This is a genomic window from Rhodococcus sp. PML026 (assembly GCF_000963615.1).
Lineage (GTDB): Bacteria > Actinomycetota > Actinomycetes > Mycobacteriales > Mycobacteriaceae > Rhodococcoides > Rhodococcoides fascians.
The window spans coordinates 498,354-519,033 of sequence record NZ_KQ031371.1; the positions used below are offsets into that span (position 1 = coordinate 498,354).

At 66.5% G+C, this 20,680-nt stretch carries 16 protein-coding genes and 1 tRNA gene; 6 read left to right on the plus strand and 11 right to left on the minus strand.

Features of this window, described 5'->3' with window-relative positions:
• Positions 1-25: 25 nt before the first annotated feature.
• Both acpS and VF34_RS09910 read right to left on the minus strand, forming a co-directional pair.
• Positions 26-418 carry a holo-ACP synthase AcpS gene (gene acpS, locus VF34_RS09905; protein WP_008715184.1) on the minus strand — a complete coding sequence of 131 codons (393 nt, stop codon included), beginning with the start codon at positions 416-418 and terminating at the stop codon, positions 26-28.
• Positions 418-9,717, minus strand: coding sequence for a type I polyketide synthase (locus VF34_RS09910; protein WP_045841318.1), 9,300 nt, complete (start codon positions 9,715-9,717; stop codon positions 418-420). The genes acpS and VF34_RS09910 overlap by 1 nt, the downstream gene beginning before the upstream one ends.
• Positions 9,718-10,198: 481 nt before the next feature.
• Between VF34_RS09910 and VF34_RS09915 the strand changes: the two genes are divergently transcribed.
• Positions 10,199-10,882: a hypothetical protein gene (locus tag VF34_RS09915; protein ID WP_052718655.1), complete on the plus strand. Its 684-nt coding sequence runs from the start codon at positions 10,199-10,201 to the stop codon at positions 10,880-10,882.
• A 13-nt stretch (positions 10,883-10,895) separates the two neighbouring features.
• Here VF34_RS09915 and VF34_RS09920 read toward each other — a convergent pair whose 3' ends face one another.
• On the minus strand, positions 10,896-11,654 hold the full coding sequence (locus VF34_RS09920; RefSeq protein ID WP_045841320.1) for a TetR/AcrR family transcriptional regulator: 759 nt from the start codon (positions 11,652-11,654) through the stop codon (positions 10,896-10,898).
• 83 nt (positions 11,655-11,737) lie between these two features.
• Between VF34_RS09920 and VF34_RS09925 the strand changes: the two genes are divergently transcribed.
• The 4 genes from VF34_RS09925 to VF34_RS09940 all read left to right on the plus strand — a co-directional run bounded on the left by VF34_RS09925 (position 11,738) and on the right by VF34_RS09940 (position 13,391).
• Positions 11,738-11,819, plus strand: a tRNA-Leu gene (locus tag VF34_RS09925).
• Between the two features lie 71 nt (positions 11,820-11,890).
• Entirely contained in the window at positions 11,891-12,550 is a 660-nt protein-coding gene (locus VF34_RS09930) for a maleylpyruvate isomerase family mycothiol-dependent enzyme (protein WP_032370352.1), read from the plus strand.
• Between the two features lie 89 nt (positions 12,551-12,639).
• Entirely contained in the window at positions 12,640-13,041 is a 402-nt protein-coding gene (locus tag VF34_RS09935) for a glucitol operon activator (RefSeq protein WP_032368537.1), read from the plus strand.
• A complete protein-coding gene (locus VF34_RS09940; RefSeq protein ID WP_027497662.1) occupies positions 13,038-13,391 on the plus strand; it encodes a DUF3817 domain-containing protein in 354 nt (117 codons plus the stop codon). The genes VF34_RS09935 and VF34_RS09940 overlap by 4 nt, the downstream gene beginning before the upstream one ends.
• A gap of 2 nt (positions 13,392-13,393) precedes the next feature.
• Here VF34_RS09940 and VF34_RS09945 read toward each other — a convergent pair whose 3' ends face one another.
• The 8 genes from VF34_RS09945 to clpS form a co-directional block, all read right to left on the minus strand.
• On the minus strand, positions 13,394-14,188 hold the full coding sequence (locus VF34_RS09945) for an esterase/lipase family protein (RefSeq protein WP_231578207.1): 795 nt from the start codon (positions 14,186-14,188) through the stop codon (positions 13,394-13,396).
• A gap of 17 nt (positions 14,189-14,205) precedes the next feature.
• Positions 14,206-14,820, minus strand: coding sequence for an RdgB/HAM1 family non-canonical purine NTP pyrophosphatase (rdgB, locus tag VF34_RS09950; RefSeq protein ID WP_032370160.1), 615 nt, complete (start codon positions 14,818-14,820; stop codon positions 14,206-14,208).
• The gene (gene rph / locus VF34_RS09955; protein WP_027497665.1) at positions 14,813-15,598 is read right to left on the minus strand and encodes a ribonuclease PH; all 786 of its coding nucleotides are present in this window, start codon (positions 15,596-15,598) and stop codon (positions 14,813-14,815) included. The genes rdgB and rph overlap by 8 nt, the downstream gene beginning before the upstream one ends.
• 21 nt (positions 15,599-15,619) lie before the next feature.
• Entirely contained in the window at positions 15,620-16,378 is a 759-nt protein-coding gene (locus VF34_RS09960) for a cyclic nucleotide-degrading phosphodiesterase (protein WP_196248936.1), read from the minus strand.
• Positions 16,379-16,490: 112 nt separating this feature from the next.
• Positions 16,491-17,072, minus strand: coding sequence for a rhomboid family intramembrane serine protease (locus tag VF34_RS09965; protein ID WP_371128990.1), 582 nt, complete (start codon positions 17,070-17,072; stop codon positions 16,491-16,493).
• A 100-nt stretch (positions 17,073-17,172) separates the two neighbouring features.
• Positions 17,173-18,258, minus strand: a complete 1,086-nt coding sequence (locus VF34_RS09970) for a P1 family peptidase (RefSeq protein ID WP_032370158.1) — start codon at positions 18,256-18,258, stop codon at positions 17,173-17,175.
• 9 nt (positions 18,259-18,267) lie between these two features.
• A complete protein-coding gene (gene aosR, locus VF34_RS09975; protein ID WP_027497669.1) occupies positions 18,268-18,837 on the minus strand; it encodes an oxidative stress transcriptional regulator AosR in 570 nt (189 codons plus the stop codon).
• 44 nt (positions 18,838-18,881) lie between these two features.
• On the minus strand, positions 18,882-19,241 hold the full coding sequence (clpS, locus tag VF34_RS09980) for an ATP-dependent Clp protease adapter ClpS (protein WP_228139244.1): 360 nt from the start codon (positions 19,239-19,241) through the stop codon (positions 18,882-18,884).
• A gap of 150 nt (positions 19,242-19,391) precedes the next feature.
• Between clpS and VF34_RS09985 the strand changes: the two genes are divergently transcribed.
• Positions 19,392-20,648, plus strand: coding sequence for a nicotinate phosphoribosyltransferase (locus VF34_RS09985; RefSeq protein WP_230590992.1), 1,257 nt, complete (start codon positions 19,392-19,394; stop codon positions 20,646-20,648).
• The last annotated feature ends 32 nt before the right edge of the window (positions 20,649-20,680 follow it).

A 20,680-nucleotide genomic window follows, 5' to 3' on the forward strand; every position in this document is an offset into this window, starting at 1 on the left:
GCCTTTGTCGTCGTTCAGCGCGGAGTTACTCCTCCAGGATCGCCACCGCGGCGGCGATATCGCCGTCGTGCGTCAGCGACAGGTGAATCTTGACCGTCGGCAGAAACTCCTGTGCCATGCCGTGCAGCTTGATGGACGGTCGGCCCCACGCATCGTTGACGACCTCGATCAACGGGTACGGATTGTCGCCGATCTGCGGCGGCCGTGCGAAACGTGATGTCGCCCAGGCTTTCAGAACTGCTTCCTTGGCTGCCCACCGTGCTGCGTAGTGCCGCGTCGGGTCGGAGCTCTTGGTCGCCGCGTGCCGACGTTCACCCGCGGTGAAGCTGTCGCGAATCATCGTCGTGCCGACCTTTTCCATCTGCTCGGCGAAGTCGGACACCGTCACCAGGTCGAAACCCACTCCCAAAATTGCCATCAGATGGCACCCGGCAGACCGGAGGAGTAGACGTCGTCCTCGCCGAGACGAGCGGACTCGTTGAGCAACACGTTGGCCTCCAGTTCGCGTGACGCCTTGGCCGGCGTCCCGTCATGTCCCAGTCGTCGATCGTCGGGCCGCTCGTAGAGGGAGTCGCCACCCACCATCGCGGAGATCAGCCTGCGCTGACCGGCGATACGACGCTCGTTCGCCTTCGCGATGTACTCCGCACGCCGCTCGGCCGGAACGGCCTCGAGGAATGCCTGCGGGTGCACCAACGCGATGAGTCCGGACACGTGCCCGAAGCCGAGCGAGGTGAGCAGACCCGCCTTCAGCGGAACCGAGTCACCGAAGCGCAGCGGCTCACGAGCCCACACCAAGTGCTCGAAACCGGTCATCTTGTCGTCGACGCAGTCGAGGCTGCGGTTCGGCGGGATGACGCCGTTGGCCAACACCTGGCACAGGCCGATCAGCTGCCAGGCAGCCGCTCCACCCTTCGAGTGGCCGGTAAGGGACTTCTGCGAGACGACGAACAGCGGAGCGCCGTCCGATCGGCCGATGGCCTTGGCCAGGCGGGTGTGCAGCTCGGCCTCGTTGGGGTCGTTGGCTGCAGTCGAGGTGTCGTGCTTGGAGATCACGGCCACGTCGTCTGCGCTGACGCCGAGTGCGTTGAGCGAGAGCGCAAGTGCCGAATCCCTGCCGCCGCGACCGGCGCTGAGTGCGCCGAGTCCCGGAGCCGGGATGGACGTGTGCACTCCGTCGCCGTACGACTGTGCGTAGGCCACCACTCCGAGGACGGGCAGGCCCATCTCGAGTGCCAGATCGCCGCGAGCGAGCAGAATCGTTCCGCCGCCGTGCGATTCGACGAACCCTCCACGCCTGCGGTCGTTGGCCCGGGAGAAGCGTCGATCGCTGATTCCCTTGGCGGACATCGCTGCCGAGTCCGCGGTGGCCGACATGTCGCCGAAGCCGATGATGCCTTCGGTGCTCAGGTCGTCGAATCCGCCGGCGACCACGAGCTGTGCCTTGCCCAGCTTGATCTTGTCGACGCCCTCCTCGACCGAGACGGCCGCGGTGGCGCAGGCGGCGACGGGGTGAACCATCGCGCCGTAGCTACCGATGTACGACTGAACCACGTGTGCAGCAACGACGTTCGGCAGAGCCTCCTGCAGGATGTCGTTCGCACGAGCATCGCCGAGCAGGGTGTCGATGTACAGCGAGCGCATGGACTCCATGCCGCCCATGCCGGTGCCCTGAGTGTTGGCGACCAGCGTCGGGTGCACCCAGCGCATCAGTTCCGACGGGTTGAAGCCCGAGGAGATGAAGGCGTCGACCGTGGTGACGATGTTCCACAGGGCAACACGATCCACCGAACTCGCCATGTCGGGCGAGATGCCCCACTTGGTGGGATCGAATCCGGTCGGAATCTGACCACCCACGGTACGGGTGAGCTTCATCTTGCGCGGAACGCGAATCTCGGTGCCCGCCTTGCGAGTGACCTGCCAGTCGCTCGAATCGGGAACCGGTGTGATCAGCGTGTGCTCGGGATCGGCAGCCGCGAACGACCGTGCGTCGATCTCGGTTCCGACGACGAACGTGAGGTCGTTGTCGAGGAAGATCGAGGTCATCAGCGGAGCGGTGTTACCGACCATTGCGCCGTCGTCGCCGTACGTACGGATACCGCACTTCTCGACCACGATGTCGTGGTACTTGTCGGCGATGTCCTCCTCGGGAACGAGGTCACCGGACTCGATGTCGTACCAGCCCGGCTTGGGATCGTTCTCCCAGGCAATCAGGCCGGTGTTCCACGCGAGTTCGAGAACGCCTGCGGCAGAGAGCTGCTCGTCGACCTCCATCTCGAAGCGAGTACGCGCCGAACCGTAGGGCCCGAGCTCACCCGCACCGACGATGACGATCAGGTCCTTCGGATCGACATCGAGGGTCGGCCACGCCGGAGCGGTCGTCGGGGCTAGCCGCGGAGGTGCAGGCAGCGCGGCGATGACCGAACTGTCCACGGCCTCTTCGGTCTTCTCGGCCGCAGCAGCCGCCGCGTCGCGAGCAAGCTCGACGAGGTTGAGCTTGGTGTTGGCCAAGCCACCTGTCAGATCGGCGACGATGGGCTCCTGAGCAGCCCGACGACGTGCGTCGAAGGTGCACAGGCGCAGCAGCTCGGTCGCCATCTCCTCGGTCGACCAGGTACGGACACCTTCGGCTTCGACGGCCTCGACGATGGGATCGTTGCCGCCCATCAAGCCGGTTCCGCGAACCCACCCGATGTGAGCGTGCGCGATGGACACCCGCTCGGCCCAGTTCTTCTCCGAGCCCCACTTCGCGACGACTGCATCGAGTGCAGCCTTCGACTCACCGTAGGCACCGTCGCCACCGAACATTCCGCGGTTCGGCGATCCGGGGAGCACCACGTGCAGATGAGTGTCGATGTCGTTGTCGTAGCCGACCTTCGACAGTCCGGTGATCAGACGCTCGACCGACCAGAGCAGCACGCGCATTTCCATCTCGGCGCGAGCTCCGGCGTCGGACATCTCGCCCATGACCCGAGGTGCGGCGAACGGGAACAGCATCGTCGGAGTGGCAGCTGCCTTGACCAATGTCTTTGCGCCACCGGCAGTGTCGATGTAGTCGCTGCCGATCCACTCGATGAGGGCATCGACGTCGGTGTACGACGCGATGTTGGCCGGAACCACCCACAGCGACGCTCCGTTGCGAGCGTTGTCGCGGTACAGCGAGCGGTAGAAGCCCAGGCGCTCGTCGTCGAGCCTGGAGGTGGTGACGAAGACCGTCGCTCCCCCGGCCAACAACTGAGCGGTCACGGCCGCGGCGATGGATCCCTTGCTGCCACCGGTGACGACTGCGACGTCGTCGGCCCACTGCCCCTTGTCCTCGGATGCGACCGCGATGTCTGCGATGCGTCCGAAGGTCTCGGCGAGCACGGCCTTGTTCTCGTAGTCGGCCTTCGCCTTCCACCACTGAGCCTGTGCTGCAACGGCATTGCCTGCGCCGGCGAAGGACTCGACAGCGACATCACCTGCGGTACCGAGCCACAACCGAGCCAGATCCTCGCGGGCGGTGGCCCACCGGTCGTCGATCAGCACGGCGCGCTTGGCGTCGAACGCGGGGGCGACGAGGCGAGGCCAGTCGGAGCCGAGCTCGGCCGAAACCAGCTCCACCAGAGCAGCATCGGGGTTCTCGGCCAGCAGCGCGTTGGGTGCGTCCGCCAGGCCGAGCTGTTCGAGCACCAACCGGGCTGCGGAGGCGAGAACGCCGTCGCGACCGGTGATGTGCTCGGTGAACTCGCCCAGAGCAGCAGCGTCGACGGTTCCGCCGGCCCCGCCACCTGCCTGCGGCATGGACACTGCGATTCCGCGACGAGCGGCAACCGACGCAACCGCGGCGTCGATGACGTTGTCGACGGCAGTGCCGTCGGCGAGAGCGCCGTCGGCCAGGCCACCGAGTGCACCGCCGCGGACCGACGCGCCGTCACGGGTACCGAGAGCGACCTCGGCAGTGACGTGATGCGCCCAGCCGTCGCCCAGTTCCCAGGTCTTCTTGACGCGGTCGGCGATGGACGCCGGGCGTCGTCCCGAGGGGCCGAAGACCTTGCGGAGGTGATCGTTGATGGAGTCGCTGAGCACCGGACCGAAGGGCTTGTACGTACGAGCCAGCTTGTTGACCGTGCCCGAGAGCGCGCCCATGTCGGCATCTGCTGCGCCGTCGATGGCACCGAGCGAGAGCTCGGAACCGAGGTCGACGAGCAGCTGGTTACGACGTGAGGACACGCCGTCGCACAGCGCCTCGATGGTGTCGGCGGGCCCGATCTGATCGAGCTGCAGCTTGGTCCACAGTCCGATGAGGATCTTGGTCGCATCGGCGGCGACGAACGCGATGTCGTCGGGACGAGGTCCACCCGACGGTGCAGCGGCTGGAGCGGGTGCTGCAGCCGGAGCGGCCGCGGCTGCAGGAGCAGCGGCCTCGGGAGCGGGAGTCGCCTCGTCCTCGTCGGCCGGAGCCGGGTCGGTATCGGTGCCGTAGACAATCGCGGCTTCGCGCTCGAGGTTCAGCACCTCGACCGGGTGGCCGAAGCGGCCGGGCAGCTTGAGAGTCTGCGACGCGAGGTTGGCCACGGTCGGTGTTGCACCGAGCCCGATCTCGACGAAGCGCTCGACGCCCATACCGCCGTCGGACTCGTCTGCGAAGAGCAGATCCTGAGTCTCGATCCACCGGACCGGGCTGGCGAACTGCCATGCGAGCAATTCGGTCAGAATCACGCGGCACAGATCGCTCGGCCGTGCGGCCCACGAATCGAACTCTGCGAGAACGGTGTTCAGCGGCTCGGACGGTACGAGGTCGGCGATCTCCTGAACGAAGGCCCGGTCGAGCGAGAACGGCTTGGGCACCAGGTTCGGAATGTAGCGACCGACCAGGATCGCGGGATCGAGCTGCTCGGGCAGCAGGGTCTCGAGGCGGCTACGGAAGTCGTCGACTCCCCCGCGCAGAACCGTCGAGTGGAACGGCACGTCGATGCCCGGAACCATGATGTAGGCCGCCTTGCCGCCGAACTCTGCCCGGCGGATGGCAATCTTCTTCTCGAGCTCACCGAGGCCGGCAACGGTGCCCGCGATGGCGTACTGCGAGCCACGCAAGTTGAGGTTGACGATCTCGAGGAACTCACCGGACTCTTCTGCGACACCGGCGACGAAGCCCTGCACGTCCTCGTCGGCCAGGCCGATCTGGGACGGGCGGATGGCAGCCATGCGGTAGTCACTGCGGCCGTTCTCGTCACGGGGAACGAGTGCGTGCATGGCCGAGCCACGCTGGAAGACGACCTCGAGAACAGCCTCGAGCGGGAGCACACCGGCAACGGCGGCCAGCGCGTTGTACTCACCCACCGAGTGGCCGGCGAGAATCGAATTCTCCACGAACGCACCGGATTCACGCAGTTCGGCAACCTGTGCGACACCGAGAACGGCCATCGCAACCTGGGTGAACTGCGTCAGGTGCAGCACGCCGTCGGGATGCTTGTGCGTGACCCCGCGGGCCTTGAGCGACGTCGGATTGTCGCGCACGACAGCGAGAATCGAGAAGCCGAGCGCGCTGCGCGTGTGCTTGTCGGCACGCTCCCAGATCTCACGCGCGGCTTTGGAGCGAGCGCGTGCGTCCAGTCCCATACCCGGGCGCTGGATGCCCTGGCCGGGGAACGCGTAGACGGTCTTCGGCGCGGCGGTGCGCGCGGTGGCGACCATGACCAGTTCGCCGCCGACTCGGCAGGACACCTCGACCAGTTCGGCACCCTGGTCGAATCCGGTGCGGTCGACGCGAACGTCGATCTCCGCTCCGGGACGGACCATCCCGAGGAAACGAGCCGTCCAGGCAGTCAGACGACGCGGAGGAGTCTTGGTGTCCTCGTGGTCGACCGCGGTGACGGTCTGCTGCGCCGCAGCCGAGAGCCACATGCCGTGCACGATCGGGCTCCCGAGGCCGGCGAGCAACGCCGCGGCATCCGAGGTGTGAATCGGGTTGTGGTCGCCCGAGACCTGCGCGAATGCGGCCATGTTGCGCGGGGCCACGATGGTGGCCTGGCGACGGCGACGACGCGGGGTGTCCTTGGCATCGGCGCTCAGCGAACCGCCGGCGCGAGCCGGATCCACCAACTCGCCCTTGCCGGTGCGTCCACGAATGGCGAAGCGCTCCACCAGAGTTGCGACGGCCGGGGCGTCGAGCCCCTCACCGAGCATGGCACCGATCTCGACGGTGACCTCGACGACGCGACCGAGGTCGGTATCGAGCACCTCCCCTGCAGCGGCCTTGACCACGAGAATCGAAGTGTCGGTCGGCAACTCACCGACGAGGTTGACACTGTGATCGAGGTGAACCAAGTCGAGCATGCCCTCGATGACGTCGATGCCCTCGGCGTTGCGCGTGGCACCCAGAACAGCGAAGACGGCGGGCCAGCAGGCACCGACGAGAACGTCGGGAACGGCCTTGCCGCTGACGGTCAGTGTGTCGGGCAGTCCGGATCCGGTGACGCCGGCGTGGTCGGCGATCAGATCGGGGATCCAGGCGATGTTCAGCCGCGCGACACCGTTCTTGACCGTCGGAAGCTCCTGTCCGGCAGCAACTCCGAGCAGCGCCGACATGGCCTGCTGAGCATCCTGTGCGGTGACGACGGGAGCGCCGCCGTCGATGGTGGAGGCGGGCACCGTCAGACGGATCCGTACTTCCTTGCCCGGAGCGAGCGGGACCAGCAGTTCGACGTGCTCGGAGTCGAGCACGGTCAACGTGGAGCCGGTCTGCGGATGCGAGGCGACCGTATCGGAGTCGACGGTCCAGTCGGCCGGATCTCCCAGGCGTGCAACGGGGTTCTGCGTCATGCGCGAGGCCCACGTGACGTCGGGAGCTGCCAGCACGATGCCCAGCAGTCCCGGTGCGATCTCGGCGTGGCGTCGGCTGGCGATGGCCGCCGGCTCGACACCCTCGGCGAGAAGCTGGTCCGCGGTGGCCTTCTCGAAGCGGTTCAGCAGTTCGCCCACCGGCTCGTCGACGCGAGTGATACCTGCGACGGCAACGGTTCCGGGGATGATGCAGACCTGATCGGCCGAGTAACGGGCATCGTGTGCCTGCCACAGCGAGTCGCTGCGCCACCAACGGCGTACGTCACCGTCGACGACGGGAACGAAGTTGACCGGCTTGCCGGGCATGCGGCACAGCGAGGTGAAGAAGGTGATGTCGGCCGGGTGCAGCACCACGTCACCGGCGTCCGGGAACTGAGCGAGCAGTGACTTCAGGGCTGCGCGCGGACGCTCGAGTACCTCGGCGTCGGCGAACAGGGTGGGGATGGGTCCGCGATCGACCGGGTGCAAGCGTGCCTCGGCGCGTTGCAGCATTTCGAGGAAGCGGGTGCGCCAGGTGATGTCGAGCCAGACCGATTCGCGTGCCTCGGTCACGGCATCGGTGAACTCACCGCCGCAATCGAAATCACTGCGCGAGTCCGTTCCGATGGCCAGATCCAGGTAGCGGCTCAGCCACTGCTGGTAGGTCATCTCGGCGACGTCGCCGAAGAACGGCTTGGCGGTGCCGTCGAGTGCTGCGATGATCTCGTCGCGGCGCTCGGCCACGGCGTCGGCGTTACCGGCGACCTCGTCGAGCAGCCGACCGCAACGTGATGCCGCGTTGTCGATCTCGTGGATGTCGGCACCGAGCTGGCTGCGGCCGGAGGCCATTCCGCCGTTGGCGGTTCCGGCACCGACCCAGTCGGGGGTTCCCGGGGTATCGACGAGAAGCTGCTTGACCTCGGGAGCCGTCGTGGCTTCCAGAGTGGCCATTGCAGCGGTACCGACGAGGATGCCGTCGAGAGGCATCTTCGGGTATCCGTGCACGGCAGACCAGGTTCCGGTGAGGTAGTCCGCGGCCCGCTCGGGTGTTCCGATACCGCCGCCGACACAGATCACCAGGTTGGGGCGCGAGCGGAGCTCGGCGTAGGTGGTCAGCAGCAGGTCGTCGAGGTCTTCCCACGAGTGGTGTCCGCCTGCGCGGCCACCCTCGATATGGACGTTTACCTGGTAGGACGGAACCTCGTTGGCGATGCGGATCACGGCGCGAATCTGCGCGACGGTACCCGGCTTGAACGAGACGTAGCTGATTCCGGCCTCGGAGAGCTCTTCGATGAGAGCAACTGCTTCGTCCAGTTCGGGGATGCCTGCCGTGACGACGACGCCGTCGATGGCCGCACCCGCTGCACGGGCCCGCTGCACGATGCGGCGACCGCCGAGCTGCAGCTTCCACAGGTACGGGTCGAGGAAGAGCGAGTTGAACTGGATGGCACGGCCGGGCTCGAGCAACGTGGAGAGCTCGGCGACGCGGTCGGTGAAGATGTCCTCGGTGACCTGGCCGCCACCGGCGAGCTCGGCCCAGTGGCCTGCGTTGGCTGCGGCCGCGACGATCTTCGCGTCGACCGTCGTCGGCGTCATGCCGGCGAGCAAAATCGGCGAACGTCCGGTCATCTTGGTGAAGGAGGTCTCGACGACGACGCGGCCGTCGGGGAGCGTCACGGGCTTGGGTGCGAATGCCGACCATGCCGGCTGCACCTCGGGTGCGGCTCCTGGAGTGAGCAGATTGCGGTGGCCGCCGCGTGAGGATGCCGCGATGATGCCGACGCCCTGTCCACGCAGCGCCGGGGTGGTCATGCGGGTGAGGAGGTCACCGGGTCCGAGGTCGAGGATCCAGTCCGCGCCGGCCTCGACGACACCGTCGATGGCGTCGACCCAGTCCACGGATTCGACGAGGATCTTCTGCGCCAGTTCGCGGGCCAGGGCGGCGTCGAGACCGCAACGCTGCGCCCAGGCGTCGACGAGCTCCACGGCGTCGTTCAATGCGGGGTGATGGAAGCCGATCTCGACCGGGAGCTGCTCGAAGACGGGTGCGAACACCGCGCCGCCGCGCTTCTTGGCATCGCGCTCACGTTCTTCCCGAGCCGCGATCTGCTCGCACTTCTCCTGCACGCGAGCCAACTGAGCCGGCGGCCCGGACAGCACGACGCGGCGACGACCGTTGCGGATGGCCAGAGCAGCGGAGCGTTCGGGTGCTCCCGGTATCTCGAGCTCGTCGACGATCGCCTGCAGACGTTCGGGCTCGACGTTGCCGACCGAGACCATCGGCGCACGGTCACCGGCACCGATGATGCCGCGGCGACGTCCGACGAGTCCGGCAGCAGCACCGACCAACTGCGCGATGGCCAGGAAATTGGCGTCCTGTGCGCCGTCCGCGGCGACGGACTCGGCGGCGATGAGGCCCTGCGAGTGTCCGACCACCTTGACCGGCGGGGTCTGGGCGGGGTCGAGTCCCTGCAGCTTCAGCGCACGCAACGCGGCGACCTGAGTGAGGAAGACGCCCGGCAGAGACACCGCAGCCGAGGTCAGTGCCGCTTCGGAGGGCCCGTAGGAGCCGGCGGTGTCGTCGCCGGCGAGGTCCTGCTCGAGCATCCAACCGATCGGGTCGAAGCCGACCGAGCGGACGACCAGCAGCTCGTCGGACACGGGCGCGAGCACTGCAGCGGCCTCGTTGACGAGATCGGTCAGTTCGGGCTCGAGTGCGGAATCGCGCGCGAGCTCTTCGAGCGAACTCAGCCAGGGCGCACCCTGACCACCGAACGCCAGAGCGTACGGCTCGCCCGCGGCGAATCGATCTGCCAAAGTCCGAGAGCCGCCACTGCTTCTAGGGGCTTTGCCTGCGTTGCCTGTGCTTCGCGAGCCGCGTCCGTGTGATGGTGTGCTCTCGTTGATCGTCAAGGCTGAAGATTCCTCTCGTGGACGTCTCGGGGGGTCGAGGCGTTCGCTGTGATGACTGCCGTGGTGCGTCGTGGGCAACAGGGCAAAGCGTGAGCCTGTCTTCGTCGACAGGTCTCCTTCGCGCTGCTCCAGGTTGACACAAAATCATGAGGAAATCCTCAGGTTTGCTCGGACGTCCGAGTGCTACCAGCGAGTACGTCCGCGCAAGCGCCTTTACTTTTTGTTTACCCAACTCGTGAGTAACCCGTATCGACCCTGGCGGGAGACTCGGCGGCGCGGGCGAAACATGAGGGAACCCTCGCATTTTTCGTTATCTTTTTGTGATGTGATCTCGAGCACTCCGTGAGCGTCCGGTGACCTGTCGGTGGGGTCGTCTAGCTTTCTCCTACGAACCGCATCCGACAGGGCGGTCCACGAACTCCGGGGGGAATTCATGTATTCATCGGTTACGGACACTTGCACGACGGGCGAGCTCGAAGCAATGCTGTCGCACATCGAATCGTTTGCCTCGCAATCGAATTCGCCGCACTGGACACCGGGGTGGCGCGGCGAATCCGAGGCGGCGCTACTCGACGCGATCTTCTCCGCGCGCGCTCCTTACGGAGGACCGACCAGTGGGGTGCGAGCGGTCATCGGACGGTGGCGGTCACACCGCGGCGATAACCGACTCGACGACTTGACAACCCTTGCAGAACTGACTTCGGATCCGGATCAGCTCGTGCAGATCCTGTCCAACCGTCAGCTCGTTCCAGGAAACAGCCGAACCAAGGCGTCGGCAGCCGCTGTGGCTGCGCAGACGCTGATCACGTCGGGGTTGAGCCGTTCGACCGGTTTCGAGCAGCACACGAAGGAACATTTCGATGCGTTCCGCGCGATCCCTGGCCTCGGCGAGACCACCTGGGAGTGCATGCTCATGCATCTGGGCGTACGCACCGACAAGGCGACCGCACATCTGACCGCGTTCGTCGCCGACGCTCTCGAACCACTCCATCGAGACCTGGCCGCCGACATCGCCGAGGATCGCTCCCCCGTGATTCTCGACGCCGTAGCGGACGCACTTCACGTCGATCTCGCCTCGCTCGAGCACGCGCTCTGGCGTTACCAGCACAAGCTGCGCAGACCGCCGCAGCGTCACTCCGAGGCTGCGCTCCGATCGGCGAGCTGACTCTGCGAGATCATCACCTCTGCGAAATCATCACCTCGACGCCATCGAGGATGCACTCCACACCGAAACGATAGGCATGCACGGGGTCGCTGGCGGCGTCGTACGACGTCGCCGCGGCCGTCCCGATGCGGGACGACACCGGAAAACGCTCGCGCGTCATCACCCGCTCGATGACGGGTGCAGTAGCCGCCCACCACTGAGCGTCGGACATTCCCGACTGCTTCTTCACCCGATCGACCGCGGCCGAGGCCCTCGCGGTCCCCGAGACGTGAGTGAGAACCAGTGTCAACACCGAATCGATCTCGACGTCACCGAGCCCGGTACCGACGAGGGTGCGCAGCTCTGCCTCGTACTTGTCGTTGGTGTGCGGACCGAGCACCGGACGCGCACCGACGGCGTCGAGCAGCCACGAATGTCGTTGATAGAGTTGCCAATTGCGCTCGGCAACGAATCGCAACGCGGGCCGCCACCCTCCGGAAACCGATGCCGGCTCGTCGACGTGTGCGTACAGATCTGCCAGAGACCGATCGATCATCAGGTCCGTCAACTCTTGACGCCCCGGCACGTGGGTGTACAGCGACATCGCACCGACCCCCAGATGCTCGGCCACATTGCGCATCGACACCGACTCCAACCCGTTCGCATCGGCCATCTCGATTGCCGCGTCGACGATCGCGTCGACGCTCAGGCCGGTTCGGCTAGGTTTCGCGTCGACCCGCCACAGCAGTTCGAGGATGCGCGCCGGATCGAACGAGTTCTCCTTCTTCACCACCCGGCGAGCCTAATCGGACGTCGACGTGGCTCGAAGAACCGCGTCGCACGCACAGCAGCATCGGTTGTAGACTTCACCGGCACGCGCGAGTGGCGGAATTGGCAGACGCGCTGGATTTAGGTTCCAGTGTCTCAGGACGTGGGGGTTCAAGTCCCCCCTCGCGCACAACGGTCGTTCGACCCGGCTTTTCTCGAGACTCCCAGGTCTACCGGTTTCAACGTGTGAAGGTGGCTCGTATGTCCAGCGATCCCGACGACGACGCGATCTTCGCCGAAACTTCCGACGAACGACGCTCTCTCGCACGCACTTTCGACACCCTGACACCCGAACAGTGGGACACCCAATCGCTGTGCGACGCCTGGACGGTCCGCGACGTCGCCGCCCATCTCGTGGTGCCGCTGATCGTCCCGCTCTGGCAGTTCGGACTCGCCATGGTGCGCACTCGAGGGAACTTCGACCGGGCCAATCAGATGATGACCCAGCGAATCAAGCGCAAGCACGGCGACGAATTACCCGCGCTCCTGACAGCTCACGCAGACAAGAAGTTCACCCCGCCGGGCCACGGTCCGCTGGCCCCGTTGTCCGACGTCATCGTGCACGGGCTCGATGTGTGCAGGCCGCTGGGAATCGAGCACCACGTTCCCGAGCACCGCATGGTTACGATGCTCGACTTCCTGGTGCCGGAAAGCGGTGCGGCACCGTTCAAAGGACCCGATCTTCGACTGCAGTGGCGCGCAACCGATCTGGACTGGAGTCGGGGCGAGGGCCCCGTCGTCGAAGGATCGGCGGGCACCCTGGCGTTGGTGCTGACGGGGCGCAGCAGCGCTCTCGCCGACATCACCGGCCCCGGTGCCGAGCAACTTGCCGAAGCACGGGCGAACCGTCGTCGGCCATGAGTCGCACCCGGCTCGTCCATGGTGAGAATCACCGGCCGGCCACCCGACGTGACTACCTTCGGTAGTAGTTGCTCCGGTACCGTCGAGTGGTGACCTCATCCCGCCCGAAGCGTCGACCCGCGCTCATTGCGCTGGTGATCGTATCCGCGGCGGTGTGTCTCGGTCTCGGCTGGTGGCAGTGGGAACGCTTCGAGGCGGTCGGCGGCAACGGCCAGAACCTCGGCTACGCGTTCCAGTGGCCCTTGTTCGCGGCGTTCGTCGTCTACGCCTACCGCAAGTTCGTCCGCCTCGAAGACGAGGACCAGGACGAGCCCGAAGCCGGGCAGCCCGAAGGACCGACCGAGGTCCCTCTCGATCTGCTCCCCCAGCGCCGCGTGGCAGACCCGGACGTCGGCGATCTGGACGACCCCGAGGCCAGGCAACTTCTCGAGTACAACAGCTACCTCGCGGAGCTGAACGAATCCCGCGGGACCGACAGGAGCACCACGTGAGTTCGGCACCGGACAAGACCAAGGCGTCCACCAACAAGACTCGGAAGATCGCGTCGGCGCTGCTGCGCTATCGCGTGCTCGCCTACGTCACCGGTATCTGGTTGCTCGTCCTCGTGACCGAAATGGTCGCGAAGTACATTTTCAAGGTCGAGAATGTGCCCAACTGGATTGCGGTAGTGCACGGTTGGGTCTACCTCGTATACCTGATCCTGACGATCGACCTTGCCATCAAGGTGCGGTGGCCGGCCGGTCGGACCATCGGCACGCTGCTCGCCGGAACTGTTCCGTTCCTGTCGTTCTACGTCGAACACAAGCGCACCAAGCAGGTCAAGGCCGACTTCGGCGTCTGACGTCAGCAGGTGATCGGCTGTGCGTTCTCCGGATCCAGCGCGTTCTCCACCAGCCGCTGCGCCAGCGGATCGTACGAGATTCCTGTGTGCTCGACGACATTGCCGGGGCACACGTCCTGCAGCACCACGTTCGTATTCCCCGCTCCGGTAAGGAGCGACGCCGTGTGCGGAACGACAACCTGGTCGTATCGAGTCACGATCGTCGTGTAATCGATCCCCGCGACTGTGTCGCTGCCCTCGTTCAACCGCTCGAGCACGTCGTCCTGCACCGGCGGACCGGCGGTCGGATAGTTCGGCGGAGACAGCGCCACTATGCGCGAGACGGTGCGATCACCGCCGAGGAAGCGGGCGTAGTAGCGCGGCACCGTCCCGCCCTTCGAGTGACCCACGATCGACACCCTCGATGAGCCAGTCGACTCGAGGACGGAATCGACGAACGTGGACAGCTCCGCGGCACTCTCGGGAATCGTTCCCAGCGCTCCCAACGCGGGCACCGGCCCGGTGTTGCCGTAGTCGAGTGCGAACACGCAGTATCCGGCGTCGACCAGGGCCGGTGACAGCGACGACCAGTTCGCGTAGGAGTTCTCCAGGAACCCGTGTACCAAGATCACCGGTTCGGGATGCCGAGCGCTGGGAACGCACGAATAATCGTTCGCGCCCGCCGGCGTCGCACCGGGATGAGCCACCGAGTAGACCAAGGCCTCGGCGAACGATCCCGCGACCGGCGCTGCCGAAGCAGGGGTGCCGAGCAGGCACAGGACAGCGGCAGCGAATACGGCCGTGGTTCTCGTCAACACTGCCCGCGCCGCCACGTTTATCGCCCCGTCAACGCTTCGAGAGCAGGAACCAGCTTGCGCAGCGCGCGGCCACGATGAGAGGCCGCGTCCTTCTCGTCCGGAGCCAACTGCGCGGCACTGCGGCCGTCCCCCTCCGGCACGAAGATCGGATCGTACCCGAATCCGTTCTCCCCCAACGGCTCTCGCGCTACAACGCCGCGCCACTCGCCGCGAACGACGGTCTCGGCTCCGCCCGGGACCACCAACGCACATGCCGACACGAAAGCCGCCCCGCGCCGTTCGTCGGGGGTATCGCTCAGCTGCGCCAGCACGAGCGCCGTGTTGGCCTCGTCCTGCCCGTGAGTTCCGGACCAGCGCGCGGAGAGCACCCCGGGCATTCCGTTCAACGCGTCGATTTCGATCCCGGAATCATCGGCGACGCAGGGCAATCCGGTTGCCGCCGCACCGTCGCGCGCTTTGGCCGCCGCGTTGTCCTCGAACGTCGCTCCGGTTTCGGGTGCCTCGGGAAACGGCGGCACCTCGTCGAGACCGACCAACTCGATACCCACGAGGCCGGCGGCGTCGAGTACCCGTCGCAGTTCTCGCAGCTTCTTGGCGTTACGACTGGCTACCAGCAGCTTGGTGTCAGGCACCGAACTTCTTCTTCGTTTCTGCGGTGGCAGGCTCGGGCAGATCCCCCGGGTACGGCAACGCCAGCGCCTCCCTCTGCACCTCGAACAGCTTGTCGATACCGACGAACGCCGAGTCGAGGAGCTTGTCGAGGGTCGTGCGCGGGAAGGTCGCGCCCTCGCCGGTTCCCTGGATCTCCACCAGAGTTCCGGTGTCGGTCGCAACGACGTTCATGTCGACCTCGGCTCGCGAATCCTCTTCGTACGGAAGGTCGAGACGCACCCGGCCGTCGACGACGCCGACACTGACCGCGGCGATCATGCACGAGATCGGCTGCGGGTCGGCCAGGCGTCCAGCTGCTCGTAGGTAGGTGACGGCGTCGCTGAGAGCCACGAACGCCCCGGTCACGGCAGCAGTACGGGTGCCGCCGTCGGCCTGCAACACGTCGCAGTCGAGGGCGATCGTGTTCTCGCCGATCGCTGCCAGATCGATGCACGCGCGCAGTGAGCGTCCGACCAGTCGGGAGATCTCCTGCGTGCGTCCGCCGACCTTGCCCTTGACGGACTCGCGTCCGTTGCGCGTGTGGGTAGCAGCGGGAAGCATTGCGTACTCGGCGGTGAGCCAGCCCAGGCCGGATCCCTTCCGCCAGCGCGGTACGCCCTCCTCGACGCTGGCCGTGCACATCACCCTGGTGTTGCCGAATTCGACCAGCACCGACCCTGCCGGGTGAGTGGTGAATCCGCGGGTGATCTTGATGGTGCGGAGCTCGTCGTCCGCTCTGCCGTCTTCTCGTCTGGACACGCCTCGAAGCCTAGCGCGTCGTCATACGGTGAAGGCGTCCCCTGGCTCGACGGCATGCACCGGTCCGCTGAACTCTGCCTTCGCCTCGGCTATGACATCCTCGCGAGACGTCCAGGGCGGAATGTGGGTGAGCAGCAGCTCCCCCACTCCGGCTTCCCGAGCGATGCGACCGGCCTCGATACCGGACAGGTGGACGCCCTCGGGCCGATCCGGGCTGTCGGTCCACGACGCCTCGCAGAGAAAGACATCGGCACCCTGAGCCAGATCCTGCACCGCCCGGCACATACCGGTGTCGCCGCTGTACGCGAATGTCTTTCCGCCACCGGTGGTGACCCGCATGCCGTACGACTCCGGCGGATGGAACACCTGCCGGGTCAGAATCGACAGCTGTCCGAATTCGATGGTCCGGCCGTCCACCCAGCGGCGTAGATCTATGGTGTCGGACATGTCGTCGATCTGACCGCCGCACTCGGCCGACGCCACTCCGAGCCGAAACGCAGTGTCCTTCGGTCCGTAGACGATCGCGCGCCCTTCCGGCGGGTTCGGATGGTAGCGACGCCACACGAGCAGACCGGGAACATCGAGGCAGTGATCGGCGTGCAGATGCGAAAGCAGAACGCTCACGTCACCCGGATCGACATAACGCTGCAACGCCCCGAGGACGCCGGGCCCGAAATCGAGAACGACCGGCGCGGTCTCCTCTTCTTCCAGGAGGTAACCCGACGCGGGTGAATCGGGTCCGGACACACTGCCCGAACATCCCAGGACGGTAATTCGCATGTAAGCCATGCTGCCACGCCGAGCGCGTCACTCGAAACGTTCGGGCAGTATTGACCGCGCGAGTCGGCGAATTTCACGCCCGAACACAGCTGTGCTCGCGGTTACCTACCGCCTACGGAGTGGGACGATCGAGTGCTCTGGCGCGCGCTCTGTCGGCCCGGGCGTCGGCGGACAGCAGCCGAGCTGCGACGACCCCACCCACTGCGCCGAACAGATGGCCCTGCCAGGAGATGTTCGGATCGCTCGGCAGCACGCCCCACAGCGCGCTGCCGTACAGCACGAACACCACGACCCCGATCGCGAGCTGGCCGAGGTGTCGAGTGAAGAATCCACGAACGAGCAGGTACGTGATGAAGCCGAAGATCAGAATCGACGCGCCGATCGTGTTGCTGTAGGTGCCGGCCGTGAGCCAGGTACCGACGCCGCCGATCACCCAGACGATCCCGGTGGCAGCCAGACCACGCGCGATGCCCGAGAGCAACACCAGGAATCCGAGCACGATCAGGGGAACCGTGTTGGCGATCAGGTGCTGCCAGTCGTCGTGCAGCACGGGCGCGAACAGGATGCCCCACAAGCCGTCGGCGGAACGAGGCTCGATACCGTTCTGCTCGAGCCGTGAACCGCTCGCGACGTCGATGATCTCGATGATCCACAGCAGCGCCACGAATCCTCCGACGAAGACGGCTGCCTGCATCCACGCGGGCCGCACTCGCTCACCGGGAAGCTTGCCGGTCTCACTCATGATCGCCTCCAACCTCGGTCTCTCCACGGTACCGGTAGCGGCTACCTGCCGGTCAGAGACGCGACGCCGTGAATGCGGAGGGGAAGATCTGGCGATAGGTGGGGATGCCGGCCACCGACGTGGCGTCGAGCAGGGCCCGGACGATGGCTCGCTCGACGACGATCGCCGCGGCTTCGGTGACCGCCGCCAACACCGGTAGTTCCGGGGAGAATGCTGCGGGCACAGAGGACTCGGCGGTGACGGCCCTGGTGCCCGTGGACACGGCGAAGACGGTGTCGCCGTCGAGTGGCGAGTGCGCAGGTCTGATGGCCCGCGCGAGTCCGTCGTGACCCGCGACGGCTATTCGCTTGCACGACGCCGACGACAGCGGCGCATCCGTCGCAACCACTCCGATCGTGGTGTTCAGAGCAGTGGCCTTGGGTTCGAGCGCCGCCGCGGTCCGCACCTCGTCGACGTCGGGACTGCGCATGCCGAATTCCGCAGGCCCCAGCGTGCCGGTGCCCCACAACAACCCGGTGCGCGGATCGAACACCGCGCCCACAGGGTTGGCGACCATCAGCGCCGAGACCGTCACTCCGTCGGCCGGACCGCCCTCGATCACCGTGCTCGCGGTGCCCACCCCACCTTTGAGCACGCCGGCGCGAGCACCGACTCCTGCCCCGACCGATCCCGTCGCGAACTCGGTCGCCGCCGTGGCCGCAGCACGGTAGCCGAAATCCGCGGTCGGGCGCGCGGCCCAGTCGCCGACCGGAAGGTCGAAGATCACCGCAGCCGGCACGATCGGCACGACGTGAGCCGGACTGCCCATCGGGATGCCCTGTTCGTGCTCTTCGAGCCACCGCATGACGCCGTCGGCGGCCGCAAGCCCGTACGCACTGCCCGCGGTCAACAGGATCGCGTCGACCTGCTGAACCGAATGGCTCGGATCGAGCAGATCGGTCTCGCGTGTTCCCGGTCCGCCGCCTCGCACGTCGACGGCCGCCGTCGCCCCACCGAGAACGCGCACCACAGTGCAGCCGGTGGCCGAACCGGACCCCATTGCGGCGTCGTCGTCGAGTTCGTGATGATGGCCGACCAACAGACCGGCCACATCGGTCAAGCAGTCCCGGGGGCCGGGCTTCGAGAAGGCTGCGGTCACGTCGGCACCCTAGGGAACGAGGACCTGGACGAGGGAATCCTGCATCCAGGTCAACCAGTGGTACACGTCCAGATGGGGAGCACGAGGATCGCCCTCGTCGAGTACGTCAGGAGTGTCCGCACTGATGCCCAGTGTGGTCCCGAGCGCCAGCCTCACGTCGTTGAGACCCGTCAACCACGCATCGGCCTGTTCCTGGGTGAGCACGATCTTTCCGCCGGAATCGGGCAGGGTCGCGAGGATCACTGCCCCGGCAGCCAACTTCTCGTCGATGATCTCGGGCTCGTGCAACCCGCGGAGGGCACCGTTCAGATCGGCCGGATCCTGATCGTCGTGTTCGGGATCGGCGCGGTGGAAGTCCGGCAGCAGCCGGGCCAGCGCTGCATCGTCCGGCGGGCTGTTGTGGCCGGTACGCAGCCCGGTCAGCGCAGCGAGCTCGTCGGTGGGTGCCGCGGCGGAACGATCGCGTAGCAGGCCGAGAACGGATGCGACCAGGGACTTGAGCACCGCCGCCTCACGAGCGTCGATCTCGGACTTGATCTTGACCCCGGACAACGAATTCCGTCTCGTCCACGTGCGCACTGTCGGTGATGTCCTTCTCTGACGTAGAGGTGGCGAACTGCTGACTACTTGTCCTGTTGCATGGTGGCCCACAGGCCCGCCGCGTGCAGCCTTTTGACGTCGTTCTCCATCGCATCGCGCTCGCCGCTCGACACGACCGCCTTGCCCTCGGAGTGCACCTGCATCATCAACTCGGTGGCCTTGGCCTTGCTGTAGCCGAAGAGCTTCTGGAACACGTAGGTCACGTAGTGCATCAAGTTGACCGGGTCGTCCCACACGATGGTGACCCACGGAGTGTCGTGCGCTTCGTCGGCAGCAACGGCCTCGGTTTCGGCCGGCACCGCCTGCGGCGACGCCGCCGCGACTTCGAGTGCCGAGAAGCCGTCCACGGGCAGAAGCGATCCATCCACCGTCAACCAAGGCATGGCAACAGGGTACGGCGTGTCGGGCCGACCCCACACGTTCGCCCCTGCGCTCGTAGTGTGATCGAGGTGAGCAATGACGCGACCACCGATCACACGCTTTCCAGCGACGGAGCCAGCACTGCACTGCTGACCGACCAGTACGAGTACACGATGCTGTCCGCGGCCCTGGCCAGCGGCTATGCAGACAGACCGTGCAGTTTCGAGGTCTTCGCCCGCAGGCTACCCGGCGGCCGCCGATACGGCGTCGTGGCCGGCACCGAGCGCATTCTCGACGCCGTCGATCGTTTCCGATTCGGCCCGGACGAGCTGCGTGTCGTGTCGAAGTTTCTCGACGCCGACACCGTCGAGTGGCTGCGCAACTACCGCTTCACCGGCGACATCGACGGTTACCGCGAGGGCGAGCTGTACTTTCCCGGCTCCCCCGTCCTGACGGTCCGCGGCACGTTCGCCGAGTGCGTGGTCCTGGAAACCGTGGTGCTGTCGATTCTCAATCACGACAGCGCAATCGCCTCTGCGGCAGCGCGCATGGTCGCCTCCGCCGAGGCCAGGCCGATCATCGAAATGGGATCGCGGCGCACCCACGAGGAGGCGGCGGTCGCGGCATCGCGCGCGGCCTACTTGGCCGGCTTCACCGCGACCTCCAACCTCGAAGCAGTCCGACGCCACGGCGTCCCCGGAGCAGGCACGTCGGCCCACTCGTTCACGCTGCTGCACACCACCGCCGACGGCCCCGACGAGAAGGCCGCTTTTGCCGCTCAGGTCCGAGCGCTCGGGGTGGGAACGACACTGCTGGTCGATACCTACGACATCAAGCAGGGCGTGGCCAACGCGATCGAGGTGGCCGGTCCGGAGCTCGGTGGTGTCCGCATCGACTCCGGCGACCTCGGTGTCCTCGCCCGTCAGGTCCGCGCCCAATTGAACGCTCTCGGTGCGCCGAACACGCGGATCGTCGTCTCCGGAGACCTCGACGAGTACGCGATCGCCGCGCTGCGTGCAGAACCCGTCGATTCGTACGGCGTCGGCACGTCGCTGGTCACCGGTTCGGGCGCGCCGACGGCAGGAATGGTCTACAAGCTGGTCACCGTCGACGGCATTCCCGTCGCCAAGCGCAGCAGTCACAAGGAATCGCGCGGGGGTACCAAGGCAGCGCTGCGGACCGCGCGTGGGACCGGTACGGCAGTCGAGGAAATAGTGCACCCGTTCGACGCTGCCCCGACGGTCGAGGACGGTCTGACGGTGGAGACGTTGACCACGCCGCTGATGCGTGGCGGCCGGCGCGTCTCCGACCTACCGACCCTTGCCGAGGGCCGGGACCTCCTCGCGCGACGCCTGGTCAGCCTGCCGTGGGAGGGGCTCGCCCTGTCCCAGGGCGAACCGGCGATACCGACCCGGTTCGCCCTGGGCTAGGGGCGGTGTCGGTGCCGAACCCGGTGGGCGAT

Bases quoted from the DNA above. Each gene is read 5' to 3' on its own strand.
- VF34_RS09960 (WP_196248936.1), bottom strand. From the start codon at position 16,378: ATGCGAATTACCGTCCTGGGATGTTCGGGCAGTGTGTCCGGACCCGAT.
- VF34_RS09930 (WP_032370352.1), top strand. From the start codon at position 11,891: ATGTCCAGCGATCCCGACGACGACGCGATCTTCGCCGAAACTTCCGAC.
- VF34_RS09985 (WP_230590992.1), top strand. From the start codon at position 19,392: ATGCTGTCCGCGGCCCTGGCCAGCGGCTATGCAGACAGACCGTGCAGT.
- VF34_RS09965 (WP_371128990.1), bottom strand. From the start codon at position 17,072: ATGCAGGCAGCCGTCTTCGTCGGAGGATTCGTGGCGCTGCTGTGGATC.
- acpS (WP_008715184.1), bottom strand. From the start codon at position 418: ATGGCAATTTTGGGAGTGGGTTTCGACCTGGTGACGGTGTCCGACTTC.
- VF34_RS09915 (WP_052718655.1), top strand. From the start codon at position 10,199: ATGCTGTCGCACATCGAATCGTTTGCCTCGCAATCGAATTCGCCGCAC.
- clpS (WP_228139244.1), bottom strand. From the start codon at position 19,241: ATGCCTTGGTTGACGGTGGATGGATCGCTTCTGCCCGTGGACGGCTTC.